Genomic DNA, 24,158 nt, shown 5'->3' on the forward strand with positions numbered 1-24,158 from the left:
GGATGGGGCTGGCGGCGCACGCGGTCGCCACCGCGATCGTCCCGGACGCCGGGCTCAAGCGGTGGGTGACCGGGGCCGCGGCGTTGACGGCGTGGGATCTGTTCCTGGATCCCCAGATGCTTCGGCTGGACCTGTGGAGGTGGGCGGACGACGGCCCGTACCGCGGAGTGCCGATCAGCAATTACGCGGGCTGGCTGGTGGTGTCGCTGGTGGTCATGGGGGTGATCGACGCGATCGCCGGAGGGGCGGAGGCGGCCGCGTCCGGGGGGCTCGTCGCGATCTACGGGGTGATGGCGCTGATGGAGACGCTGGCGTTCGCGGCGGTGTTCGAGCCGCCGGACCGCGGGGTGGCCCTGGCCGGCGGGGCGGCGATGGGGACGTTCGCCGTCCTGGCGTGGAGGCGCCGATGGCCGAGGTGATCGTCGTCGGCGGCGGGGTCGGCGGGATGGTCGCCGCGCTGCTGCTGGCGCGGGGCGGCCACCGCGTCAGAGTGGACGAGCGGCTGGACCGGCTCGGCGGGAAGCTCGCCGCACGCGAGCGCGACGGGTTCGCCTTCTCGCTGGGGCCGTCGCTGCTGACCCTTCCGGGCATCTTCCGGGAGCTGGGCGTCCGGCGCGAGCCGCTGGAGCTGGACGAGCTGTGCCGCTACCGCTTCGCCGACGGGTCCGAGCTGCGCGCCTACCGCGATCCGGCCCGGATGGCGGCGCAGGTCGAGCGGCTGGCGCCGGGGGAGGGGGAGGCGTGGCGCGCCTTCTACGGCTGGGCCGCGCGCTGCCTGGAGGCGTCCCGGCGGACGTTCTTCGCGGGGCCGCTCGGCCGCCGTCCCGAGCACGCGCGGCTCGGCGACCTGTCCGCGGTCGCGCCGGGCCGGACGCTGGACGGCCTGGCCCGCCGGTTCTTCCGTGACCCGCGCCTGCGCCAGTACGTCGGCCGGTACGCGACGTACGCGGGGTCGAGCCCGTACCGGGCGCCGGCCGCGCTCGGCTGCGTCCCGGCGATCGAGCACGGCGACGGGGGCTGGTACGTGCCGGGCGGGCTGTCCGTGCTCGCCGACGACCTGACCCGCCTGCTCATCGAGGCGGGCGTCGAGGTCCACACCGGCAGCGAGGTGGTGGAGGTGGTCGCCGACCGGTCGGCGGTGTCCGGTGTGATGCTGGCGTCGGGGGAGCGGGTGGACGCCGACGCGGTGGTGGTGAACGCCGACGCCGCGGCTCTGTACGGCCGGCTGCTGCCGGATCGGCGGAGGCTGCGCCGGATCGGCCGCCTGGGCCCGTCCTCGTCGGCGTTCCTGCTGCTCGCCGGCGTGGACGGGCGCACACCCGGGCTGCCGCACCATTCCGTCGTCTTCTCGGCCGACTACCGGCGGGAGTTCGGCGACATCTTCGAACGCGGCGTGCCGCCGGAGGACCCGACGGTCTACATCGGCTGCTCGGCGGTGGACGACGCGTCGCAGGCGCCGGCCGGAACGGAGAACCGGGTGCTGCTGGTGAACGTCCCGGCCGGTGACCCGGGGCGCTGGCCGATGACCCCGGACGCCTACCGCGACCTCGTCCTGGAACGGCTGGCGCGGCGCGGGCACGACCTGTCGGGAAGGCTGCGGTTCGTCGAGTCGTTCACCCCGGCCGACCTGCGCGACCGGTACGGAGCGTGGGGCGGGGCGATCTACGGGACCGCCTACCGGGGCCTGCTCGCGCCGTTCCGCAGGCCGGGCAACAGGGGGCCGCGCCGCGGGCTGTACCTGGTGGGCGGGTCGGTGCATCCGGGCGGCGGGCTGCCGCTGGTCGCGATGGGCGGCCGCATCGTCGCCTCGCTCGTCGAGCAGGACCTTCCGGTGCGGGCGGGGGCGCAGGCGAGATGAGAGCGCTGACCCCTCTCCAGGCGGTGGCCGCCGGGGTGGCGGCCGCCCGGCTGGCGCGCGGCCGGAGCCGTCCCGCGCCCTTCGTGCCCGGCCGCTCCGGCCCGCCGCCGCAGCGGGTCTCCGCGGTGATCCCGGCGCGGGACGAGGAGTCGCGCATCGAGGGCTGCGTGCGCCCCTTGCTCGCGGACCCCGACGTGTCCGAGGTGGTCGTCGTGGACGACGAGTCGCGGGACGGCACCGCCCGGCTCGCGGCGCGGCTGGGCGCCAGGGTCGTCCCCGGGGCACCGCTGCCGGACGGCTGGGTCGGCAAGCAGTGGGCGCTGCACCAGGGCGTGCGCGCCGCCGCGGGGCCGATCGTGGTGCTGCTGGACGCCGACACGCGCCCCAAGCCGGGGCTGTGCGCGGAGCTCGCCGCGCTGCTCGACACGTTCGACCTGGTGTCGGCCGGGCCGCGGTTCGTCTGCGGCGGTGTGGCCGAGCAGGCGTTGCACGCCTCGTTCCTGGCCGGTCTCGTCTACCGTTTCGGTCCGATCGGCCCGGCCGCCGCGTCCCCGGGCAGGCTCCTGCTCAACGGCCAGTGCATGGCCTTCCGCAAGGACCCGATGGTGCGGGCCGGCGGGTTCGCGAGGGTCCGCGGCCACCTCACCGACGATGTCGCCCTCGGCCGGCTGCTCGCGGGGGACGGCTGGCGGATCGCCTTCCGGGACGCCGGCGCACTGCTGGACGTCGACATGCACGAGTCGGCGGCCGATGTGTGGCGCGAGTGGGGGCGGTCGATCGCGCTGCGGGACGTGACCGGGAACGCGGGGCTGGCCGCCGATCTCGCGGTCGTCTGGCTGACCTTCGCCCTGCCGATGCTGCGGCTGGCGGCGGGCCGCCCGACGCCCCTGGACCTCGGCCTGCTCGTCCAGCGGCTGCTCCTGGCAGCGGCCCTGCGCGGCAGTTACGCACGTCCGGGCATGGGCCTGGCGATCTCGCCGTTGCTCGACGTCCCGATGGCCGTGCGCCTGACGTGGTCGGTGCTGCGCCCGGCGCGCACCTGGCGGGGACGGACCTACGGCCGGACGGCGGTCAGGCGCGGCGCTCCGCCACGGCGGCCTGACCGAAGCGCAGCCCGATGAGGCACATCAGCGCCCCGGTCGCCGCGACGTGCTCGGCGGGCGCGAAGAGCAGTTGCAGCGCCGGCAGGGAGAAGACCGCCGCGCGCGTGCCCCGGGCGAACGAACCCGAGGCCAGGCTCACCCCGGTCAGCAGCGCGGTGCCGAGCGCGAAGGCCGGTGGGCAGATCACCGCGAAACCCCCGGCGAACGTGAGGATCGAGCGGCCGCCGCGCCGTCCCGCGAACGCCGGCCAGGCGTGCCCGGCCATCGCGCCGCCGACCGCCGCGTACACCGGCAGGACGCTCGCGCCGGCGACCGTCCCGAGCGCGCCGGTCCGGCGGCCGCCGGCGGCCAGCCCGGCCAGGCCCGCGGCGGTCCCCTTGAGCATGTCGCCGGCGAACACCGGGAGGGCCGCCTTCCAGCCGAGCTGCTCCATCATGTTCCAGAAGCCGGGGTTGCGGTCGCCGACGTCGCGCGGGTCGAAGCCGTGGGCGCGTCCGACGAGCACCGCGACCGGCACCGAGCCGAGCAGGTAGCCGCCGATGGCCGAGCCGAGCACGGGAGCCGCCGATACCAGGGTCATCGCCTCGTTCCACCTCATCAGGTACGCGGGTGTGGACGCCATGCGGCACATGGCGTTCGACCGGCCGCTGCTGCGCCGCACCGGCGGGCTGTCGTTCTGGCGGCTGCTGGGCACGGGCCGCGGCCGGTCCATGAGCCTGGGCGCCGATCTGCGCCGCTGGGCGCTGTTCGCCGTGTGGGACGGGGAGCCCGCGCTGGAGGAGTTCCTCGCGCGCTCGCCGGTGGCCGGGCGGTGGCGCGAGGAGGCCGAAGAGGCGTGGCATGTCCGGCTCGCGCCATTGGCTTCCCGCGGCCGCTGGGGCGGGCGCGACCCGTTCGCCGCCGCCGCACCGGCAGGGAGGGCCGGCGGCGGACCGGTGGCCGTGCTGACCAGGGCGTCGATCCGTCCCAGCCGGTTGGTGGCCTTCTACCGGTCGGTGCCGGGAGTGGACCGGGAACTGCGCCGCCAGGACGGCTGCCTGGCCTCGATCGGCGCGGGGGAGTGGCCGCTGGCCCGGCAGGCGACCTTCTCGCTGTGGCGGGACGAGAGCGCGATCGCGCGGTTCGCCTACCGGGCGGACGCGCACCGCACCGTCATCGACCGCGTGCGCGGCGAGGACTGGTACGCCGAGGAGCTGTTCGCCCGCTTCGCTCCCTTTGCGAGCCGGGGCACCTGGGACGGGCGCGACCCGCTGCAAGCCCGCGGCACTGAGTGAGCACCTCACGCGACCGGCCCCACAGAGGCGCGGCCGACCGCCGGCACGGGCTCGTCGTCTGCGCCCAGTTCGGACGCGACCACGCACGCGCGGGCGATGGCCGCGGATCGTGAGGAGCCGTGCCCCACGACGACCGTGCCGGTCAGCCCCAGCAGGGCGGCGCCCCCGTGCGTGTCCGCCGTGTAGAGCCGCGCGACCTCCGCCAGCCGCCCAGGCGGGGCGATGCCGGCTTCGGCGACCATGTCCAGGGTCGTCCGGACGCAGCCCTCGATGTTCTTCAGCACCACGTTGCCGGTGAAACCGTCCGTCACGACCACGTCGACCGTTCCGGCCAGCACATCGTGCCCCTCCACATTGCCGTGGAAGCGGACGGGCATCCCCGGCAGCAGGCCCGCGGCCTCGCGGACGAGCCGGTTGCCCTTCCCGGGCTCGGCGCCGATGGACAGCAGGCCCACCGACGGGTCGGCCACGCCCAGCACGGCCCGCGCGTAGGAGGCGCCCAGCAGGGCGAACTGCGCGAGCATCTCCGCGGTGGGGTCGGCGGTCCCGCCGGCGTCGACCAGCACGGTGGAGCCGGTCAGCGTCGGCAGCGCCACCGCCAGCGCCGGGCGCAGCACGCCCTCCCGCCGCCCGAAGGCGCGGACGGCGCAGGTCACGACCGCGCCGGTGGACCCGGCCGAGACCAGCGGCGCACGCCGCCGCCGGGCGAGGGCGCACCCGACCATGAGGCTCGAGTCCCGCCGCGCTGCGGCTCCCGAGCCGCGCTCGGCCATCGGCACCACGTCGTCGGCGTGCAGGACGTCGACTTCACCGGCGCCGCCGTGCCGCCGCAGTTCCCGGCGCACGTCGTCGGCCCGTCCGACGAGCAGGACCTCGATGCCGTGGTCGCGGTGCGCCGCCAGCGCTCCCGGCACCGTCTCCGCCGGCCCGTGGTCGCCGCCCATCGCGTCCAGCACCACCGGACGCCCCGCCCCGCCCTGGGCGCGGCCGCCCATCACCGCACCCCGGCGGGCCGCCGCCGTTCGGCGCGGCCGGCGGCGGAGGCGGCCAGCAGGTGCCGCGCGAAGATCGCGGCCCGGCGGTGGCGCGGCACCCGCGCCCGCGCGGTCAGCACGTCGTGGCCGGCCGCGGCGATCTCGTCCAGGATGCCGCCGTACAGTTCGTGCGCGGCCCGGATGCAGGGACGCGACGACGGGGTCAGCAGTTCCACGCCGTCGAGGGCGCGGCGGTAGTGCTCCCGGGCGCGGCCGGCCTCGAAGGCCACCAGCTCGCGCAGCGCCCGCCCGCGCCCGCCGCCGTGCAGGTCGTCCTCGGTGACCCCGAACTTGGCGAGGTCCTCCTGCGGCAGGTAGACGCGGCCCCGGGCCAGGTCCTCGGCGACGTCCCGCAGGAAGTTCGTGAGCTGGAACGCCCGTCCCAGTTCGCGTGCGGGCTCGCGGGCCCGCCGCTCGGCGCCGGGCACCGTCTCCAGGACGGGCAGCATCATCAGCCCGATCGCGGCGGCCGAGCCCTCCATGTACACGAGCAGGTCGTCGTAGGTGGCGTACCGGGTGACGGTGAGGTCGGTGCGCATGGACCGCAGGAAGGCGTCGAGGTCGCCGCGTTCGATGCCGAAGGAGCGGACGGTGTGCACGAACGCGGGCAGCACGGGGTCGTCCACCACCTCGCCCGCCAGGCCCGCGGTGAGCCGCCGGGCCGCCTCGTCGAGCGCGCCGGCCCGGTCGCCGGGGTCCGCGGCCGTTTCGCCGCACGCGTCGACGATGTCGTCCACGTGGCGGGTGAACCCGTACAGCGCGTGCACATGCCTGCGCTTCCACGCCGGCAGCAGCAGGGTGGCCAGGTAGAACGAGCGTCCGTGGCGGGCGTTGAGGCGCCGGCAGTGTTCATAGCTCGCGGTCAGCGTCATCGGCGGCCTTCCAGGATGCGGGCGGCGGCGAGCCGTCCGGAGATCAGAGCCGGTGGGACGCCCACACCGGGCGCGGTGTACATCCCCGCGAAGTGCAGGCCGGGGACGCGGCGGCTGCGGCCGGCGGGCCGGAACCAGGCCGTCTGGGCGAACCGGTGGTCCAGCGCGAACGGCGTGCCCGCCGAATGGCCCAGGCGGGCCCAGACCCGCGGATCGAAGGTCCGCCGCGGCGCCGCCGACAGGTCGCCGTACCCGAGGTCGGACAGGCGGCCGAGCAGGCGCTGCTCCAGCCGCGGCCCGAGGCGGTCCCAGTCGGCTCCGCTCACCGTGTTCGGGGCGGGTTCCAGGACGCTCAGCGTGCAGTGGCCGGGCGGCGCCGCGGTGCCGTCCCCCTCGGGGCAGGTGACCAGCAGACTCGGATCGGGCTGCGGACGTCCGGCGGCCAGGGCCGCGAAGGCGCCGGCCCACTCCCGGCCGAAGTGCAGCGTGTGGTGGGCCCGGCCGGGCGGGCGGCGGTCCGTCCCGAAGTGCATGACCAGGCAGGACGGCGAGTACCGCGGACGGCGCAGCCGCCAGTCGCCCGCCGCGCCGGGCAGCAGCCCCCGATGGGCCTCCGCGAGGTCGCAGGCGACCACGACCGCCCCGGCGGCGAGGCGCTCGCCGCCGTCCAGCCGCACCGCCGCCACCCCGCAGGAGTCCGCCTCGACCCGCTCGGCGCGCATCCCGTACCGGATCGCGGCGCCCGCCTTCTCGGCCGCGGCGGCCAGCGCCCGCGGAATCGCGTGCATACCGCCCGCCGCCGGGAAGTACACCCCGCCGACGGTGTCCATGTGCGCGACGGCCGCGTAGATCGCCAGCGCCTTGGCGGGCGGGAGCCCGACGTACAGCGCTTGGAACGTGTGCGCCCTGATGAGCCGCTCGTCGGTCAGCTGACCCGCCACGAACCGGTCCAGGCGCCGGAACCCGCCCGCCGCCGCCAGCCTGAGCAGCGCGACCGGACGGGCCATGCTCCGCAGCCGGGTCATGTCCGCGTCGATGAACGACGACCACTCAGCCTCGAACATCGCGCCGAGCCGGCGCCGGAACCGCAGGTACCGGGCCGCCTCCTCCGGCCCGCACAGGGCGCGGACGTTCTCGGCCATCCGCCGCGCGCCCGCCACCACGTCCAGTTGCGACCCGTCGTGGAAGGACAGCCGGTAGAACGGGTCCAGGCGCCGGAGCGGCAGCAGGTCCTCCATGTCCTCGCCCGCCGCGCCGAACGTGTCCGCCAGCACCTGCGGCATGGTCAGCACCGAAGGGCCCGTGTCGAACCGGTAGGCCCCGGCGTACGCCGACCCGCAGCAGCCGCCCGGTTCGTCACGGGCCTCGACCACCACGACCTCGCGGCCCCCCGCCGCGAGATGGATCGCCGCCGACAGCCCGGACAGGCCCGCCCCGATCACGACGACCGGACCGCCCGCCGCCATCAGCGCCCGCCGTGCGGACCGTGCACACGATGTCGGGAGTGCACTGTTCCTCCATCATCGTCCGAAAGGTTCTGCACCGTTCTTCGGAGCCGGGCGGCCGATCGGTTGCGCGGTGCACGGAGGCGTGACCGGGCTGGAGCTTCGCCGCGGTTTACCGCATGGCGGCGGATTGTGACGCGGAGACCCTTTCATCCACCGAGGTCTGCCGCCCGGAAGCCTCGAGGACGGCCTGGTCTCGCGTTTCCTCCATTCGGAGGGCGATGCCCATGGCGAAGAAGGTCGGGGCCCATTCGCCGACGAAGATGCCCCACCGGTCGGCGCGCTCCAGGCCCGCGTCCTCGAGTTGCCTGGACGCCACCCAGGACGCGAACGACAGGCCGACCGAGATGATGCCCGCCGTGTACATGAAATTGGACCGGATGCCCATCTTGTGCAGTGAGTTGATCATTTCTTCCCTCCTTGGTCGGTCCGCCCGTACCCCCCGCTGACCTGCACAAGCGCCCCCGAAGTGGATTTTGCCCGCCGTGCACGTTCCGATGACGCCGCCTCCGGCGGCCGGGGACGCGCTCGCACCGGGAGCGGGGTCGTTGGCTTTGCGCCGCCCTGTCTCGGCTTCACTCCCGCCTTAACTATGAACAAGTTTTGAAGCGGTTTTTGCGGGCATCCGGACCGCATGACACTGGAGGAGCGGCTCGCCCAGGGCGACGAGGCGGCGCTGGGCGAGTGCTATGCCGCGCTCGGTCCTCTGGTCCGTCGCCACGCGGGCAGGCTGCTCCCCGCCCATGCCGTGGACGACGTCGTCCAGCTGGTCTTCCTGGAGGTCTGGCGATCACGCGGGCGCTTCGACCCGGCACGCGGGCTGGAGCCGTGGGTCCTGGCCATCGCCCGGAGGCGGGCCATCGACCAGTTGCGGGCCGAGGCGCGGCACTCCCGCCGCTCGGTCCCGCTCGTCGAGGACGCCATCGGCGTGCCCGACGCCGCCTCCGCCGTGGACGCCGCGTGCGACGTCCGTGACGCGCTCGCCGGGCTGCCGGCCCCGCAGCGGCAGGCGCTCGTGCTCGCCCACTACGGACAACTGACCCAGCGGGAGATCGCCGACCGGCTGGCCGTCCCGCTCGGCACCGTCAAGGCGCGCACCACCCGCGGGATGCGACGCCTGAGGGATCTGCTGTGACTCAGCCGGAGGACCCATTTACGGCCGCCGCCGGCCGTGCTCGCCGGGTCGCACCGGACGGCCGGTCAGCCGTCGGCCAGGTCGAGTGCGGCGCCGAGGACGGCGTCCGCGTCGATGCGGTGGTGGCGGTACACGTCCTCGATGGATCCCGACTGGCCGAATTGGGTGACGCCCAGTGAGGTGGTCGGCACCCGGTTGATCGTTGCCAGGAAGGCCAGCGTGTGCGGATGGCCGTCCAGCACGGTGACCAGCGGGGCGGCCCGGTGGGCGGGGAAGAGGCGGTCGAGGATCCAGTTCGGCGCGTCCTCGTGGCCCTGCCGGGCGCGCACCGCGCTCATGAGCAGGCCGGGGCTGGTCACGCACACCACGTCGGCGTCGACGCCGTGGCCGGCCAGCCGGTCCGCCGCGCTCAAGGCCTCGGGCACCACCGCGCCCATCGCGGCGATGGTGACCGCGGGGGACTCGGTGCGCCTCAGGAGGTAGCCCCCCGCGACCGTGTGCGCCCGGCGCCGTTCGCGGGCGGCCGGGTCCTGCGGGACGCCGGCGAGTGACTGGTCCACCGGCCGGGTGGACAGGCGCAGGTAGGCCGAGCTGCCGTCCGGGCGCCCCAGCCGGGCCATGGACGCCAGCAGCGTCCATTCGACGTCGATGGCGAACGCCGGCTCGTAGGAGACGCAGCCCGGCTGCTCGATGCCCAGCGAGGGGGTGGTGATCGACTGGTGCGCGCCGCCCTCGGGTGCCAGGCTCACCCCGGACGGTGTCCCGACGAGGATGGACTGGCCGCCGGCGTAGATCCCGAACGACCACGGCTCGGCCGCCCGCTGCACGAACGGGTCGTACAGCACGCCGATCGGCAGCAGCGGCTCGCCCCACCGGCTCCAGGTGGTGCCGAGCTCCCCGATCAGCCCGACCAGGTTGGTCTCGGCGATGCCCAGTTCGATGTGCTGGCCGGTGGGCCGCTCGCGCCAGTGCAGGATCGTCTCGGAGTCGTCGGCGAACCAGTTGGGGCGTTCCCGCGCCGACCAGACGCCCACCTTGTTGACCCAGCCGCCGAGGTTGGTGCTGGAGCTGACGTCCGGGCTCACCGTCACGACCCTGCGGGCGGTCTCGGGTGCCGAGCGGGTGAGGTCCATCAGCACGCGGCCCAGTGCCGCCTGGGTCGTCGCCGTTCCGGTCGGGGTGCGGCCGAAGTCGCGGGGGAGGTCGGGCGCCTTGGGCGCCCGGACGGCGGGGCGGCGCAGCCGGCGCGCGGTCTCGGCGCACAGCAGCCCCGCGGCGCTGCCCGGGTCGAACCGCGCCCAGGGGTGGGCCGGGTCGGCGCCGGTCTCGGCCGCCAGCTCCTCCATCTGGGCGGCCGTCAGCAGCGAGGAGTGGTTCTGCGGGTGGCCCTGCGTGGGCAGCCCGTACCCCTTCACGGTGTAGGCGAAGATGACCGTGGGACGGTCGTCGTCGATGGCGGAGTAGGCGCGGTCCAGGGCCGCCAGGTCGTGCCCGCCCAGGTCGGCGACGGCGGCCGCCAGGGTGGCGTCGTCCAGCGCGGTGATCAGTGAGGCGATCCGCTCGCGGCCCGGACCGGTTCCCGGCAGGCGCTCGCGCAGCTCGCCGGGCGCGCAGCGCAGCAGCCGCTGGTACTCGGGGTTGGGCATCCGGTCGATGCGCTCGCGCAGGGCGTCCCCGCCGGGCCGGGCGAACAGCTCCTCCAGCAGGTCGCCGTACTTCACGGTCAGCACCTGCCACCCGGCGGCGGCGAACATCCCGCGCAACCGGTCGGCGGCGATGTCGGGGATCACCCGGTCCAGCGACTGGCGGTTCAGGTCGACGATCCAGACGATCTCCCCGAGCTCGCGCACGCCGGGTTCCACGATCGCCTCCCAGACCGCGCCCTCGTCCAGCTCCGCGTCGCCCACCAGCGAGTACTGCCGGCCGGTCCCGGCGCCGCCGAACGCGTGCTCGACATAGCGGCGGGCCAGCGCGCCCCAGACCGGGGCGGTGGCGCCGATCCCGACCGATCCGGTGGAGTAGTCCACCGGATCGGGGTCCTTGGTGCGGCTCGGGTAGCTCTGCAGCCCGCCGAACGCCCGCAGCCCCGGCAGCCGGGACTCCTCCAGCTCGCCGAGCAGGTAGTTGATCGCGTGCAGCACCGGGGAGGCGTGCGGCTTCACCGACACCCGGTCCTGCGGCCCCAGGTGGCCGAACCACAGCGCGGTCATGATCGACACGATGGACGCCGAGGAGGCCTGGTGGCCGCCGACCTTGAGACCGGACGGGTTCGGGCGCACCCGGTTGGCCTCGTGGACCATCGAGCTCGCCAGCCACAGCACCCGGCGCTCGATCTCCCGCAGCGCGTCCCCGCCGTGCCGCCGCGCGGCCACCGGCGCGCTCGTCATCTGTTCCATCGAGGTTCTCCTGACCGTGCACACAACTGCCAAGAGCAGAGCATGAAGGCCAGTGCCGCACAATATGCGGCAAGAATGTTGAGCAGAATGCACGCTCTCATGTGATCCCCAGCGCGGAAAGTGAGCATCATGCGAAGTGACGACCGCATCGACCAGACCGACGCACGGCTGCTCACGGCCCTGAACGACACGCCGCGGGCCACCATGATCGCGCTGGCCCAGCGGACCGGGCTGTCGCGCAACACGGTCCAGGCCAGGCTCGCCCGCCTGGAGGACGGCGCGGCGCTGCGCCCGTTCGAGCACCGCATCTCCCCGGCGGCCCTCGGCTACCCGCTGACCGCGTTCATCACCGTCCAGGTCGCCCAGCGCAGACTGGACGAGGTGGCCTCCTCACTGGCCGACATCCCGGAGATCCTCCAGGTGCAGGGCGTCAGCGGCTCCACCGACCTGTTCGTCCACAGCGTCGCCGTCGACGCCGACGACCTCTACCGGATCGCCGGGGAGATCCTCGCGGTCCCGGGCGTCGAGCGCACCAACACCTCCCTGGTCATGCGCGAACTGGTGGAGTACCGCATCACCCCCCTGCTCCGCCGGGCCATGGAGGAGGCGGGCCCTGCGGGCGGCACCACGACAGAAGAGCCGTGATCGTCCGGTAGCGGCTGAGCCATGATGGTTGTGAAGTGGGTCACTGCCGGTCATGGGCGGGAGCGGCGTTTCGTCTCTAGGGGGTGAGCGCTCTGTTGGGGAGCGCGATGAACGGAGACGACGTGAGAATCCTCATCGCTGCGATGGGCGGACGGTCGAGTATGCGAGATGTCACGCGAATGGCGGCCTCCACCAACCGGCCGCGCACCGAGGGGACCGACCACTCGGTGGCCGCGGCGCAACTGTACGGCGAGCTGCGGCCGCGGGCCTTCGCCATCGCCTACCAGATGCTCGGCAGCGTCGGCGAGGCCGAGGACGTGGTGCAGGAGGCGTTCCTGCGGCTGCACCAGACCCGGCGGCGCGGCGAGACGATCGCCTCGCCGCGGGCCTACGTCTCCACCCTGGTGACCCGGCTGGCCATCGACCAGCTGCGCTCGGCCCGGGCACGGCGCGAGCGGTACGTCGGCGAATGGCTCCCTGAGCCACTGGCCGACGAACCCTCGCCGAGCGAGCACGCCGAGACCGCCGACACACTCTCACTGGCCGTCTTGGTGCTGCTGGAGAGTCTGTCGCCGCAGCAGCGGGCCGCGTTCCTGCTGCGCGAGGTGTTCCAGTACCCGTATCCAGAGGTGGCCGAGATCATCGACACCGATGTGGACACCACACGGCACCTGGTCGCGCGGGCCCGTAAGCACCTCCGGCAGCGCCGGCCGCGCTACCACGCCACCCGGGCGCAGCACGAGCAGCTGGCCCGGCGCTTCTTCGCCGCCGTCGAGCACGGCGATCTGTCGACGCTCGAAGAGCTGCTGGCGCAGGACGCGGCGATGCACGGCGACGGCGGCGGCAAGGTCCCCGCGCTGGGGCGGCCGGTCAACGGACGGGAGCGCGTGGCGCGCGTCCTGGCGGCGGCGGCGCCCATGCTGGCGCGTGCCGGTGGCGTGCGCCTCCACCTCACCAAGGTCAACGGCCAGCCGGGCGCCCTGGTGTTCGACACCCGCGGCTTGCTCGTGGGGGTGATGGCGCTGATCATCGCCGATGGCGAGGTGCAGACCGTCCACTCCATCGTCAACCCCGACAAGCTCCAGCACTTCGACCGGGTCGGCGACCTGGGCGCCCTGGTGCGCTCGGCTCGCCGATCCGGCGACGAAGGCTGACCTTTCGGCCGCGCCGGCGCCACCAGCCCGACCCGGCCGCAGACGCGGTGTCACCGGTGAGGCCGGACGGCCACCGCCCAGCACATCACCGATCACGCTGCCATGCCGCAGCGACCTTCCCCTCCTCTTCCGCACAAGGGCGCGTCCGGCACGTTCGCGCTCGTGATCAGCCTTGGGAGCACCTCGTGAACCTCGCCCTGTGGATCGGCGCCGGACTGCTGGCCGCAGTGGCCCTGGCAGGCGGCATGATCAAGACTTTCGTCCCCCGGCAGAAGCTGGCCGCGACCCCCGGCGGACAATGGACGGAGGACGTCAGCGCAGGCGCCGTCAAGATTCTCGGCGCCCTTGAAATCCTCGCCGCGGTGGGCTTGATCGTGCCCGCGGTGGCCGGCGTCGCACCGGTTCTGGTGCCGGCGACCGCCCTCTGCTGGGCTCTGCTGATGATCGGCGCGATGATCACTCACGGCCGCCGCGGCGAGTTCCGCTTCGCGGTACTGAACCTGATCTATCTCATGCTCGCGGTGTTCATCATGTGGGGCCGCTTCGGCCCGGCGGCCTTCACCGGCTGACCGGCTTCAGCGTCTGGCCCGGAGCCGCCCCCGCGCTCGCGGCCGCCCGAGCCAACGGCGTGACCCAGCCCGCCATGTCCGGCGAGGTGGCGCGTCTGGAGTAGGAACATCTCAAGCGAACCCGGGTGATCATCGAACCCGGCTCGTCCGACACCGAAGGGCCGCTGGAACCGCGCGCCGCGCGCGCCCGCCTTGGTGAGTTCCAGCCATCGCGCCTGTGACCGGGGCACCATGGGGCCACCGGACGCGACCGCCGGATCAGGAGGCGAGGAGTTCGAGGATGGCCGCACGTACGACCGCCGCGCCGAGGATCGGGATCCTGGGCGGAGGCATCGGGGGTATGGCCCGCCGCGGCCTTCCTGCGGCGCGAGGGACTCGGCGTCACCGTCTACGAGCAGGCGTCCGAGATCAGCGAGGTCGGGGCCGGCCTGGTCGTGGCTCCGAACGCGGCGCGTCAGCTGCGCAGGCTGGGAGTGCTGGACGAGTTGGACGACCCGCGCGCCCTCAAGGATTTCTGGATGCCCGAGGAGGGCATCGCCAAGGCGGTGGCCCCTGTGCGGGCCGCCGTACCCGCGAACAACCCGACGCCAGTCAACGCCGACAGCCTGACCGCGCTGCTGCGCGCGGCCCGGGAAGGAGACCTGCCATGACGACCGCCGACCGTCCCGAGAGCCGTCCCGGCGCCGAGAATCCAGCGTCGGTCGAGGCCGGCGCGCACGGGCGGGCCGGCCGCGCGGCCGGTCCCGAGCAGCAGGCGGTCGAGCAGGCGCTGGTCGAGCAGGTGGTGGCGAGCTTCGACGCGTGTGAGGACCCGCGCCTGAAGGAGTTGATGGTCGCGCTGGCCACGCATGTACACGCCTTCATCCGGGAGACCCGGCTGACCGAGGACGAGTGGGGCGCCGCGATCGAGTTCCTCACGCGAGCGGGGCAGATCACCGACGACGTCCGCCAGGAGTTCATCCTCCTCTCGGACGCACTGGGCGCGTCCATGCAGACGATCAACGTCAACAACCAGACCTACGCCGACGCCACCGAGGCGACCGTGTTCGGGCCGTTCTTCGTCGAGGACTCACCCGAGATCGAGGTCGGCGGGGACATGGCCTTCGGTGCCGGTGGAGAGCCGTGCTGGGTCGAGGGCACCGTCACCGACTCCGGCGGCGACCCGCTCGCCGGGGCCCGGATCGAGGTGTGGGAGGCCGACGAGAACGGCCGCTACGACGTGCAGTACGACCCCGGTAGGCGTGCCGCCCGGGCGCACCTGTTCAGCGAGCCCGACGGGTCCTACCGGTTCTGGGGGCTGACCCCGACGCCGTACCCGATCCCGGACGACGGCCCCGTGGGCAAGATGCTCGAAGCCGTCGGACGCTCCCCGCTGCGCGCCGCTCACCTGCACTTCATGGTCTCCCCGAGAGCGCCCGGACGCTGGTCACCCACATCTTCCCCGAGGGCGACCCGATCGGCTGGAAGGACACCGTCTTCGGGGTCAAGCAGTCGCTCATCAAGCCGTTCGCCCAGCAGCCCGCCGGCACCCCGACCCCGGACGGGCGGCCCATCGAGGGGACGTGGAGCCGGGTCCGGTTCGACATCGTCCTCGCCCCCGCAGGCACCTGAAGCCGCGCGCCTTCCGGGGCGCGGTGTTCGTGGAGGCAGCCTGGTCTCTGCCGGCACGACCGGGCGACGCGGCAGGGCGAGCGGCACTGGCCCCCCGGACAGAATGGCGCAGGCGCGCTGCGGCCCCATTTCCTCCCGCGGGCATGACTACCGCGGTGTCCCGCGCGAGCGGGTGGAGTTGCCTGGTTCGTCTTCTTCTCCAAGCTCCGCATCGATAAGTTCTGATCATGACCTGGGACGGTGACGGGGTGCTGGCGGGCCGGTACCGCAGGCTCGGCCGGATCGGCCAGGGCGGGATGGGGTCGGTGTGGCGGGCGCATGACATCGACCTGGACCGTGCGGTCGCCGTCAAGGAGCTTCTGGTGCCCGAGCAGGTCACCGACCGGCAACGGCTGGACTGGTACGCGCGGATGGAGCGGGAGGCCCGCGCCGCCGCGCGATTGCGGCACCCCGGCATCGTCACCGTCCATGACCGGGTGACGGGCGAGGACGGCCGTCCCTGGATCGTGATGGAACTCATCGAGGGCCGGTCCCTCGGGGACGTGCTGGCCGAGCAGGGCGCGCTCCCGCCGCACCAGGTCGCGATGATCGGGCTGGCGATGCTGGACGCCTTGTCGGCCGCGCACGCCCAGGGCGTCGTCCACCGGGACGTCAAGCCCGCCAACGTGCTGCTGGAAGGTGACCGGGTACTGCTGACCGACTTCGGCATCGCCGCGCTGGAGGGCGATGCCACCATCACCCGTTCGGGCATGGTGCTGGGGACTCCCGCCTACATGTCACCCGAGCAGGTGGAGGGCAAGCCGGTCACCCCGGCCTCGGACCTGTGGTCCCTGGCCGCCACCCTGTACGCGGCGGTCGAGGGGCGCCGCCCCTTCGAGGGCCCCGGCCACGGCGCCGTCTTCGTCGCGATCGCCACCCGGCAGCCGCCCGCCCCTCGATGCGGCGGCCCACTCGCCCAAGCACTCGACGGGCTACTGCGCAAGAATCCCGACGAACGGCTCCAGCCCGCACAGGTCCGCGACTTGCTTGATGCCGCCCTCGTCCCCACCGCCGACTCGAACCCCGGCACCGTCGTGGATCCCACCGGCGGCACCGGTGGAAGCGCGACCGACGTGGGGCCGCGCAGCCCCCGCGGGCCGCTCCGCACCGTGCTCCTCCGCGCGTCGCCCCGGGAGCGCAGCCGGCTCCTTCTCGTCAGAGCCGCCCTTGTGTGCACGGCGCTGTCCATGCTGACCTACCTGGTCGGGCCGTGGCCGGGCCCCGGTAATACGCGCACCTTGACGTTCTATTCGCCAGAGACGCTGTTGATTCTGCCGCTGCCTTGGATCGCGGCGCTCATCCTCTTGTGCGTCATGTGGTTTCGTCCCCGCCGGCCGACACTTGTCGTCGGTCTCGTTGCCGCGATCCTCAACGGCCTTCATCTGGAAGCCCTCGTCGTGTACCGCTACCAGAACAACAGGACCGCCGAGGCCATCGACCCCAACGACGTATTCGAACTCTCCTGGATCCTGGGCACGCTCGCATTGATGCTCGCATTCACCGCGATGAACCCATCGCTCCTCGGAAAGGTGACGTCCCCGCCGGCCCGCAACGTCCTGATCATCGTGGCCGTGCTCGTCGAAGGCATGGTGGCCCTCCTCTGGCCCGGGCCCGTCTACGGACTCGCAGGATCGGGCCTGGACATCCTGAACGACTCGTTCTTGGACGACTCCCTCTTCCGCTCACTCCTGCTCCTCGGCGCCATCTGGATCGGCGTCCAGCCGTTCCTCTGGCCGCACAGGGGCGGGCAAGCCCGGCAGCACTGACGAACCGAGCCGAACAACCGACGGGAATCGCCACCGCTGTCAAGCGGCAGAAGAGGACGCCCACACCGGTACAACGACGATCAGATCCCCGAGCCCCGGTGGTCGTGGCAATGTGTCTCTGCTGCTTCGAATAAGCCGGGTCTTGATCGATGACCTGGTTATGACGACGACGTGGCCGATCGAAAAGATGACACGCCTTCTCGTAAAGATTTGACGGTAGTGCCGACTTGATTGAGGCAACCCGGCGCGCTGGTCGTGACCTCGTGGTCAGATGAATGTGGCAGGAGGAGATTCCTCGAACTTGCGGAGAAGGTTGGTGACATGGGGCATGGGGTGATTCGCGCCGTCGCGGCGATCGGAGTGGTCGCGGTGGCGGCGGTGGCCGGACGTCCTGCGGCGGCAGAGCGGCGTCCTGAATCGGTAGCGGTCGGCGAGTCGTTCACCGCGGCCACTGCGGACGCCCGCTTCCTCGGGTACGGAGCCGCCTGCCTGACGGGTGCTCCGCGCGGTGGGAAGGTCGCGGAGGCCACGAACCATCCGCTGGGCGGTTGTCACCCGGATCCGGCCGGCCCCGTCCCGCCGGCGGGTGCGGCGCCGCACGGCTACCTCCAGCTCACCGATGCGCATGTCGAAGAGACCGGCGCCGTGCTGTTCGACTCGCCGATCCCGGTACGTGACGGTCTGGAGGTGACCTTCGAGCAGTGGCAGTACGGCAGCACTACGGGGACGCCCGCCGACGGAATCTCCTTCTTCCTCACCGACGGCGCCGCACGGCTCACCACGCCGGGTGCGTTCGGTGGAAGCCTCGGTTACGCCCAGAAACTGCCGGACGACAGCCCGGACGCCCATTTCGTTCCCGGCGTCGCCGGCGGTTACCTCGGCATCGGACTCGACGTGCTGGGCGATTACGTCGGCGACGGAGAAAAGCGCGGAAACGGCTGCCAGCGGCGTTCCCCAGCCGGGACCTCGTTTCAGCCGCCTCCTCCCGGACCCAACATCGTGACCGCCCGCGGTCCAGGGAACGGCAGCGACGGGTACTGCTTCCTCGCCGCCACGATAAGCAAGAAGCCCTCGCTCGGGCTCTGGCGGTCGACACTGCCAGGCCGACTCCACGGCAAATTGGAGACCATGCCCGCCGGCGTCACGCCGAGGCGAGCCGAAACCCTGCTTGAACCAGACAAGCGGGTCGTCCGTGTCGCGATATCGCGCGAGCCCGACCCGATAGTGACGGTCGACGTCGATTTCCAGGACGGAGACGGCTTCCGTCAGGTCCTGCGCTTCCCCGCTCCCCAGCCCGTCCCGAACACCGTGAAGTTCGGATTCGCCGCATCCACAGGCCCGCTCACCGACGTGCACCTTATCCGGCGGGTCACCGTGCGTTCCTGATACCTTCCGTCGTCCGGCCGGCCTGCGAACCCGCTCGCCGTCGGCGGGAGCGGCTATTGGAGTTCGCTGGTGTTTCTGAAGGATGTCTGGTTGACGGCGTCCGGCCGTGGCCGCTGACCGGGTTCACGCGTGGACGTGGGCGTTGTAGAGGCGCTGGAGCAGGTCGTTGAGACGGTCGCGTTCGGCGGGGGACAGGGAGCGGAGGAACTCGTCCTGGCCTTCGGCGGCGGCCTGGGCGGCGGTGTCGATGAGGCGGGTCCCGGACGGGGTGAGGGTGGCGACGCGGCGGCGCCGGTCGGTGGCGTGGGGGCGGCGTTCGGCCAGGCCCGCCGCGGTCAGTGAGTCGAGGACGGCGACGAGGTTGCGGGCGTCCATGGCGGCGAGTTCGGCGAGGCGGCGCTGGCCGAGCGGGCCCTGCTCCCTGAGCACGACCATGACCGCGTACTGGTTCTGGGTGATCCCGCGGTCGGCCAGGAAGGCCGTCCAGGAGCGGGCGGCGAGGGAGCCGAGGCGCGCCAGCAGGAAGGGGGTTCCGCGTTCGTAGGCGATACCGCTCATGGGCGCCAGGCTAGTACATCGACATGGTTCATGTTGATCTGGTAGACATGTTTCATGACTACTACACTCAGTCACGACCAGGTCGCCGTCGGGGATGTCGTGCTGCACGTCGCCGAGGCGGGCGATCCGGCGGGGCGGCCCTTTCTGCTCCTGCACGGCTGGCCGGAGTCGTGGCGCACCTGGACGGGCGTCATGGGCGCCGCGCGGCAGGGGGGCCGGCTGATCGCCATCGACCTGCCCGGCATCGGCGCGTCGGCCGGGCGCGTGGCCGGGGGAGCGAAGCTGCGCATCGCGGAAGTCGTCCACGGGCTGGTCCAGAAGCTGGGGCTCGAAGACCTGACGCTCGTCGGGCACGATGCCGGCGGCATGGTGGCCTACGCCTACCTGCGGCGGTACGGGGCCGGCCGCGTCGTCATCATGAACACCGTGATCCCGGGGGTGGCCCCGTGGTGGGACGTGGTGGGCGATCCCCGCGTCTGGCATTTCGGCCTGCACTCCGTGGCGTCGCTTCCCGAGACCCTGGTCCGGGGGCGCCAGGCCGAGTACTTCGACTACTTCTACGACGTGCTCTCGGCGGATCCGGCGCGCATCACCGGCGGGTCCAGAGGCGCCCACGTCGCGGCCTACCGGGACGACGCCGCCTTGACCGCGGGATTCGACCTGTACCGGGGCTTCGACCAGGACGTCCGGGACAATGCCGCATTCGCCGAAGGGCCGCCGGCGGACACTCCGCTGCTCTACCTGCGGGGAGCCCATGAGGGCGGTGACATCGCCGCCTATGAGCGGGGGCTGCGGGACGCGGGAGTCCGGAACGTGATCGCCGGGGTATTGCCGGAAGCCGGTCACTTCGCCCAAGAGGAAACTCCCGCGCAGGTGTGGCGGGCGATCCGCGATTTCAGTGCCAGAAATGCGGTGGAGTGACAATCGGCGGCAGCATTTCGCCAGGTGGGCCCGGTCTGTCAATCGGCACTGGCGGGCTCGAACGGCACATGTTACCGTGAGGTCTCAGACTGGTAACGGGGCGAGTAACTCAAGCCGGTCGATCTTTGAATATCGCAATGCGGCGGTATGGAACGCGGGGCGGGCGCGTCCGGACTCGAACGGCCCCCCTGACCGCGCCGATCGGAGCCTTCATGAGTGAATGTCCGAGACAGCATGCCGCCCGATTCCCCGCGTGCAGCAGCCATCGTCCGAAGCGGGGGGCCGCCGGATTCCGGGGGCGGGCTTGACGCCGCGGACCGTTCTGATCGTCGACGGCCACACCCTCGTCCGGCAGGGCGTGCGGGAGATCCTCGAAGAGGACGACGGGTTAAAGGTGGTGGGCGAGGCCGGTGACGGCGAGGAGGCCGTCGCCGTGGCCGCCGACCAGCGTCCCGACGTCGTCCTCCTGGAGGTCGGCGGCCACGGCCGGGACGCCGTCACCACGGTGCGGCGCATCCGGCGGCACTCACCGGACACGAAGGTCATCATCCTCAGCATGCAGGAGGGCCCCGAGTTGCTGCGCGCGTTATTGGAGGCGGGCATCCGCGGCTACCTGCTGAAGACGGTGACGCGGCACGAGCTGGTCGCGGCGATCCAGGCGGTGCAGGACCCGGACCGCATCGTGCTCAGCGTCTCGCGGCGCAGCCTGCCCGAGGACGACGGGGCGCAGCCCGTCCAGCTCACCGAGCGGGAGCGGCAGGTGCTGGAGCTCACCGCGCAGGCGCTCACCAACCGGCAGATCGGGAACCGGCTCTCGCTCACCGAGGCCACGGTCAAGCGCCACCTCCGCAACATCTTCGCCAAGCTCGGCGCGGGGTCGCGGCTGGACGCGGTCAACCGCGCGGCCCTCGCCGGCCTCATCGAGCCGCCGCGGAACGCGCTGTAGAGGACACGGCGCGGCGCGGCTCTGACGGGACGCGAACCGGGCTCGACGCGGCCGCCCTACGTTGGCGGCGACCGTTCGCCCAGCGGAGGGACCGCCGTGCTTCGCCAGATCGAACCCGTGGAGGCCAGCAAGTTCCGGACGGTGATGCGCGGCTTCGCCACCGGAGTGACGGTGGCCGCCGCCGACTCGGGGGACGGACCCGCCGGGACGACGATGAACTCGTTCACGTCCGTCTCGCTGGAGCCGCCGCTCGTCCTGTTCTGCATCGGATCCGGGTCGCGGACGTGGCCGGTGGTGCGGCGGGCGGGCTGCTTCGCGGTCAGCTTCCTGTGCGCGGGCCAGGAGACCCTCGCGCACCGGTTCGCGGCGCGCGGCGTGGACCGCTTCGCCGGCCAGGAGATCGCGACCGCGGCGACGGGCGCGCCGGTGCTCGCCGACGCGGCGGGCTTCGTCGACTGCACGCTCGTGGACGCGATCGAACTCGGCGACCACCGGGTGGTCGTCGGCCTGGTCGTGGCGGCGGGCTGCCTGCGCGACGCCCGCCCGCTGGTCTTCGCCGACGGAGGTTACGGAAGTGTCTGAGATGCGGGACCGCATGGCCGGCCTGGAGGCCGAGCGCCGCGCCGCCGCCGAGGTCGGCGGAGACCGGGCCCTGCGGGCGCAGAGGTCCAAGGGAAAGCTGACGGTGCGGGAACGGCTCGACCTGCTGTTCGACAAGGGCACCTTCACCGAGATCGAGACGTTGCGGCGGCACCGGGCGCAGGGCTTCGGGATGGAGCGCAAGCGCCCGCCGACGGACGGCGTCGTGGTCGGCTGGGGCCTGGTCGGGGGCCGCCGGGTGTTCGCCTACGCGCACGACTTCCGGGTCTTCGGCGGCAGCCTCGGCGAGGCGCACGCGAGCAAGATCCACAAGATCATGGACCTGGCGGCGAAGACGGGCGCGCCGCTCGTCGGGCTGTGCGACGGGGCGGGCGCGCGCATCCAGGAGGGCGTGACCGCGCTCGCCGGGTACGGCGGCATCTTCCAGCGCAACGTCCGCAACTCCGGGGTGATCCCGCAGATCAGCGTGATGCTCGGCCCGTGCGCGGGCGGGGCGGCGTACTCGCCGTCGCTGACCGACTTCGTCTTCATGGTGCGCGGCACCGCGCAGATGTTCATCACCGGCCCGGACGTGGTCGGCGCCGTCACCGGCGAGACGATCACCCATGAGGAACTGGGCGGTGCCGAGGTGCACGCGGCCCGGACCGGCGTCGCCGAGGCGATGTACGACGGCGAGGAGGAGTGCCTCGCCGACGTCCGCTACCTGCTGTCGCTGCTGCCGTCCGACAACACCCGGTTCGCGCCCGAGCAGCCCACGGCCGACCCGCCGGACCGCTCCTGCCCGCTGCTGCGCGACCTGGTGCCGGCCGACCCCAAGGCCGCCTACGACGTGCGCGCCGTGATCGAGGAGATCGTGGACGACGGCGAGACGTTCGAGATCCACGAGATGTGGGGGACGACCGTGGTGTGCGCGCTCGTCCGGTTCGCGGGCCGGGTCACCGGGCTGGTGGCCAACCAGCCCGCGCAGACGGCCGGGGTCCTGGACATCACGGCCGCGGAGAAGGCTGCCCGGTTCGTCCAGTTCTGCGACGCGTTCAACATCCCGCTCGTGACCCTCGTGGACGTGCCGGGCTTCCTGCCCGGCGTCGACCAGGAGCACGGCGGCATCATCCGGCACGGCGCCAAGCTGCTGTACGCCTACTGCGACGCGACCGTGCCGCGCGTGCAGCTCGTCCTGCGCAAGGCCTACGGCGGCGCCTACATCGTGATGGACTCGCGGTCGATCGGCGCGGACGTGTCGCTCGCCTGGCCGACCAACGAGATCGCCGTGATGGGCGCCGAGGCCGCGGTGAACGTGGTGTACCGGCGGGAGATCGCCGCCGCCGACGACCCCGAGGCCGAGCGCCGCGCCCGCGTCGAGGACTACCGGCGCGAGCTGATGGGCCCGTTCCACGCGGCCGAGCGCGGCTTGGTGGACGAGGTGATCGACCCCGCCGAGACCCGCGTCCGGATCATCGACGCGCTGGACATGCTGGCCGGCAAGTACGCGCCCCGGCCCGGCCGCAAGCACGGGAACCAGCCGCAGTGAGCGCCGGCATCGAGATCGTGCGGGGCCGCCTGGACGAGCGGGAGCTGGCGGCGCTCGTCGCCGTGCTCCTGCACGAGGGCGGCGGCCGCGCGGCGGAGGCCGCCGCTCCGCACGGGGCGGAGCGGCGGCCCGGGCCGCGCTGGGACCCCGAGGGGCTCAGCCCGCCGCGCCCGGCGTCCGCTCCACCACGGCCGCGGACCAGGTGAAGCCCGCCCCGACCCCGGCGAGCAGGCAGCGCTCGCCGGGCGCGAGGCGGCCGGTCCCGATCAGCTCCCCGAGCCCGGCGATCTGGTCCCCGGCGCCGAGGTGGCCGATCCGGCTGCCCCAGTCCCACGTGGTCCGCGCCCGGTCGATGCCGAGCGGCTCGAAGAACTGCACGTCCATCTTCGGCAGGCCCAGGTGGGGCAGGACGAACCAGTCCACGTCCGCGCGCTCGACGCCGGCCTCCGACAGCGCGCCCTCGACGGCGCGGACCTGACCGTCCCGCAGCCGCCGCAGCACCTCGGCGAAGCCGAGTTCGGCGACCGCCTCCTCGCGCGGCGCCTCGGCGTCGATCGGGCGCGCCGCGGCGAGCGGGGCGTCCGCGAACGGGCGCGCGCCCCGGCCGAGCTTCTCCAGGCCGGGGTCGGAGACCGAGAACGCGCTGCGCAGCCGGACGGCGTCGCCTCCACCGTCCGGAACGCCGCGCGCCAGCACCATCGCGGTGCCGCCGTCGCCGCAGATCGTGCCCGGGTCGGTGCGCCAGCGGTCGAAGCCGGGCAGCGCGAACCGGTCGCCGGTCGACACGAGCGCCTTGCTCCCCGCCGCCCGGCCCGCCAGATACGCGGCGGCCAGCTCGATCGCCGCCATGCCGCCGTTGGACTGCTGCCCCACCTCGACGGCCGGGCAGTCGTTGCCGAGCGCCTCGCGCTGGACGTAGGAGGCGGCCGCCCACAGGTCGTGCCCCTGGTAGTGGACGCTGGCGTGCAGGAGCAGCTCGACGTCGGACGGGTCCGCGCCGGCGTCCTCCACCGCCTGCCGGGCGGCGTCCGCCGCCATCTCCGGCGGGGCCTCCTCGGCGACGCACACGGCTTCGATGCCGGTGCGCCACACGTCCTTGCGGGCGCACAGGCCCTGCTTCTCCGCGTCGGCCGTCTCGATCGCTTCGGGCAGGTGACGTCCGGTCCCCGCCACGTAGATGTCGTCGTACCTCATGCGGTGAGCGTCGCAGCCGCCCGTCAGGGAGCCGTCGAGGACGGGTCGTCGCGCCCCCGCCGAG

Annotated in this window: 25 protein-coding genes; 17 read left to right on the forward strand and 8 right to left on the reverse strand. The window is 73.2% G+C overall.

What is annotated here, in order from left to right:
- From E1284_RS02085 to E1284_RS02095, 3 genes are all read left to right on the forward strand, one after another.
- Positions 1–419 (forward strand): carotenoid biosynthesis protein (locus E1284_RS02085; protein WP_131936430.1); only part of this gene is annotated, 419 nt, incomplete at its 5' end.
- Positions 407–1,858, forward strand: coding sequence for a phytoene desaturase family protein (locus E1284_RS02090; protein ID WP_131936432.1), 1,452 nt, complete (start codon positions 407–409; stop codon positions 1,856–1,858). The genes E1284_RS02085 and E1284_RS02090, both read left to right, overlap by 13 nt.
- Positions 1,855–2,979: a glycosyltransferase family 2 protein gene (locus E1284_RS02095; RefSeq protein ID WP_131936434.1), complete on the forward strand. Its 1,125-nt coding sequence runs from the start codon at positions 1,855–1,857 to the stop codon at positions 2,977–2,979. Before E1284_RS02090 ends, E1284_RS02095 begins: the two co-directional genes overlap by 4 nt.
- Here the strand turns inward: E1284_RS02095 and E1284_RS02100 are convergent.
- Positions 2,930–3,541, reverse strand: coding sequence for a glycerol-3-phosphate acyltransferase (locus E1284_RS02100; protein ID WP_131936436.1), 612 nt, complete (start codon positions 3,539–3,541; stop codon positions 2,930–2,932). The two genes, E1284_RS02095 and E1284_RS02100, sit on opposite strands and share 50 nt — an antisense overlap.
- On the opposite strand from E1284_RS02100, the gene E1284_RS02105 reads away from it, so the two are divergent.
- Positions 3,501–4,235: a spheroidene monooxygenase gene (locus tag E1284_RS02105; RefSeq protein WP_243714200.1), complete on the forward strand. Its 735-nt coding sequence runs from the start codon at positions 3,501–3,503 to the stop codon at positions 4,233–4,235. The genes E1284_RS02100 and E1284_RS02105 overlap by 41 nt on opposite strands.
- 5 nt (positions 4,236–4,240) lie before the next feature.
- Here the strand turns inward: E1284_RS02105 and E1284_RS02110 are convergent, their stop codons facing one another.
- The 4 genes from E1284_RS02110 to E1284_RS02125 all read right to left on the reverse strand — a co-directional run bounded on the left by E1284_RS02110 (position 4,241) and on the right by E1284_RS02125 (position 8,055).
- On the reverse strand, positions 4,241–5,230 hold the full coding sequence (locus tag E1284_RS02110) for a phosphate acyltransferase (RefSeq protein WP_131936438.1): 990 nt from the start codon (positions 5,228–5,230) through the stop codon (positions 4,241–4,243).
- Positions 5,230–6,141 (reverse strand): phytoene/squalene synthase family protein, encoded by a 912-nt coding sequence (locus E1284_RS02115; protein WP_131936439.1) that lies wholly within the window; start codon positions 6,139–6,141, stop codon positions 5,230–5,232. Before E1284_RS02115 ends, E1284_RS02110 begins: the two co-directional genes overlap by 1 nt.
- Positions 6,138–7,607, reverse strand: a complete 1,470-nt coding sequence (crtI, locus tag E1284_RS02120) for a phytoene desaturase family protein (protein WP_131936441.1) — start codon at positions 7,605–7,607, stop codon at positions 6,138–6,140. Before crtI ends, E1284_RS02115 begins: the two co-directional genes overlap by 4 nt.
- 151 nt (positions 7,608–7,758) lie before the next feature.
- Positions 7,759–8,055, reverse strand: coding sequence for a hypothetical protein (locus E1284_RS02125; RefSeq protein WP_243714201.1), 297 nt, complete (start codon positions 8,053–8,055; stop codon positions 7,759–7,761).
- 225 nt (positions 8,056–8,280) lie between these two features.
- On the opposite strand from E1284_RS02125, the gene E1284_RS02130 reads away from it, so the two are divergent.
- Positions 8,281–8,781, forward strand: coding sequence for an RNA polymerase sigma factor (locus E1284_RS02130; RefSeq protein WP_131936443.1), 501 nt, complete (start codon positions 8,281–8,283; stop codon positions 8,779–8,781).
- 65 nt (positions 8,782–8,846) lie between these two features.
- Here the strand turns inward: E1284_RS02130 and E1284_RS02135 are convergent, their stop codons facing one another.
- Positions 8,847–11,177: a transketolase-like TK C-terminal-containing protein gene (locus E1284_RS02135; RefSeq protein ID WP_243714202.1), complete on the reverse strand. Its 2,331-nt coding sequence runs from the start codon at positions 11,175–11,177 to the stop codon at positions 8,847–8,849.
- Between the two features lie 129 nt (positions 11,178–11,306).
- Here E1284_RS02135 and E1284_RS02140 point away from each other — a divergent pair, with 129 nt between their 5' ends.
- The 7 genes from E1284_RS02140 to E1284_RS02170 all read left to right on the forward strand — a co-directional run bounded on the left by E1284_RS02140 (position 11,307) and on the right by E1284_RS02170 (position 18,347).
- Entirely contained in the window at positions 11,307–11,822 is a 516-nt protein-coding gene (locus E1284_RS02140) for an Lrp/AsnC family transcriptional regulator (protein ID WP_131936445.1), read from the forward strand.
- A 179-nt stretch (positions 11,823–12,001) separates the two neighbouring features.
- Entirely contained in the window at positions 12,002–12,976 is a 975-nt protein-coding gene (locus E1284_RS02145) for an RNA polymerase sigma-70 factor (RefSeq protein ID WP_131936447.1), read from the forward strand.
- 185 nt (positions 12,977–13,161) lie between these two features.
- Complete coding sequence (locus tag E1284_RS02150) at positions 13,162–13,545, forward strand: DoxX family protein (RefSeq protein ID WP_131936449.1); 384 nt, start codon at positions 13,162–13,164, stop codon at positions 13,543–13,545.
- 473 nt (positions 13,546–14,018) lie between these two features.
- Positions 14,019–14,195: a hypothetical protein gene (locus tag E1284_RS42350; RefSeq protein WP_207923511.1), complete on the forward strand. Its 177-nt coding sequence runs from the start codon at positions 14,019–14,021 to the stop codon at positions 14,193–14,195.
- Positions 14,192–15,400 (forward strand): dioxygenase, encoded by a 1,209-nt coding sequence (locus E1284_RS02160; protein ID WP_243714203.1) that lies wholly within the window; start codon positions 14,192–14,194, stop codon positions 15,398–15,400. Before E1284_RS42350 ends, E1284_RS02160 begins: the two co-directional genes overlap by 4 nt.
- On the forward strand, positions 15,384–16,961 hold the full coding sequence (locus tag E1284_RS02165; protein ID WP_131936451.1) for a serine/threonine-protein kinase: 1,578 nt from the start codon (positions 15,384–15,386) through the stop codon (positions 16,959–16,961). Before E1284_RS02160 ends, E1284_RS02165 begins: the two co-directional genes overlap by 17 nt.
- Positions 16,962–17,282: 321 nt before the next feature.
- On the forward strand, positions 17,283–18,347 hold the full coding sequence (locus E1284_RS02170) for an L-type lectin family protein (RefSeq protein WP_131936453.1): 1,065 nt from the start codon (positions 17,283–17,285) through the stop codon (positions 18,345–18,347).
- Positions 18,348–18,470: 123 nt separating this feature from the next.
- Here E1284_RS02170 and E1284_RS02175 read toward each other — a convergent pair whose 3' ends face one another.
- Positions 18,471–18,905: a MarR family winged helix-turn-helix transcriptional regulator gene (locus E1284_RS02175; RefSeq protein WP_131936455.1), complete on the reverse strand. Its 435-nt coding sequence runs from the start codon at positions 18,903–18,905 to the stop codon at positions 18,471–18,473.
- Between the two features lie 54 nt (positions 18,906–18,959).
- Here E1284_RS02175 and E1284_RS02180 point away from each other — a divergent pair, with 54 nt between their 5' ends.
- From E1284_RS02180 to E1284_RS02200, 5 genes are all read left to right on the forward strand, one after another.
- Complete coding sequence (locus tag E1284_RS02180) at positions 18,960–19,826, forward strand: alpha/beta fold hydrolase (RefSeq protein ID WP_131936457.1); 867 nt, start codon at positions 18,960–18,962, stop codon at positions 19,824–19,826.
- Between the two features lie 304 nt (positions 19,827–20,130).
- Positions 20,131–20,772 (forward strand): response regulator, encoded by a 642-nt coding sequence (locus tag E1284_RS02185; RefSeq protein ID WP_243714204.1) that lies wholly within the window; start codon positions 20,131–20,133, stop codon positions 20,770–20,772.
- A 96-nt stretch (positions 20,773–20,868) separates the two neighbouring features.
- Positions 20,869–21,354 (forward strand): flavin reductase family protein, encoded by a 486-nt coding sequence (locus E1284_RS02190; protein WP_131936461.1) that lies wholly within the window; start codon positions 20,869–20,871, stop codon positions 21,352–21,354.
- 1 nt (position 21,355) lies between these two features.
- Positions 21,356–22,900: an acyl-CoA carboxylase subunit beta gene (locus E1284_RS02195; RefSeq protein WP_131936545.1), complete on the forward strand. Its 1,545-nt coding sequence runs from the start codon at positions 21,356–21,358 to the stop codon at positions 22,898–22,900.
- A complete protein-coding gene (locus E1284_RS02200; RefSeq protein WP_131936463.1) occupies positions 22,897–23,106 on the forward strand; it encodes an acyl-CoA carboxylase epsilon subunit in 210 nt (69 codons plus the stop codon). The genes E1284_RS02195 and E1284_RS02200 overlap by 4 nt, the downstream gene beginning before the upstream one ends.
- Here the strand turns inward: E1284_RS02200 and E1284_RS02205 are convergent.
- Entirely contained in the window at positions 23,057–24,094 is a 1,038-nt protein-coding gene (locus E1284_RS02205; RefSeq protein WP_131936465.1) for a ketoacyl-ACP synthase III family protein, read from the reverse strand. The two genes, E1284_RS02200 and E1284_RS02205, sit on opposite strands and share 50 nt — an antisense overlap.
- Positions 24,095–24,158: the final 64 nt, after the last annotated feature.

Origin of the sequence: Actinomadura bangladeshensis (assembly GCF_004348335.1) — a bacterium.
Classification (GTDB): domain Bacteria; phylum Actinomycetota; class Actinomycetes; order Streptosporangiales; family Streptosporangiaceae; genus Spirillospora; species Spirillospora bangladeshensis.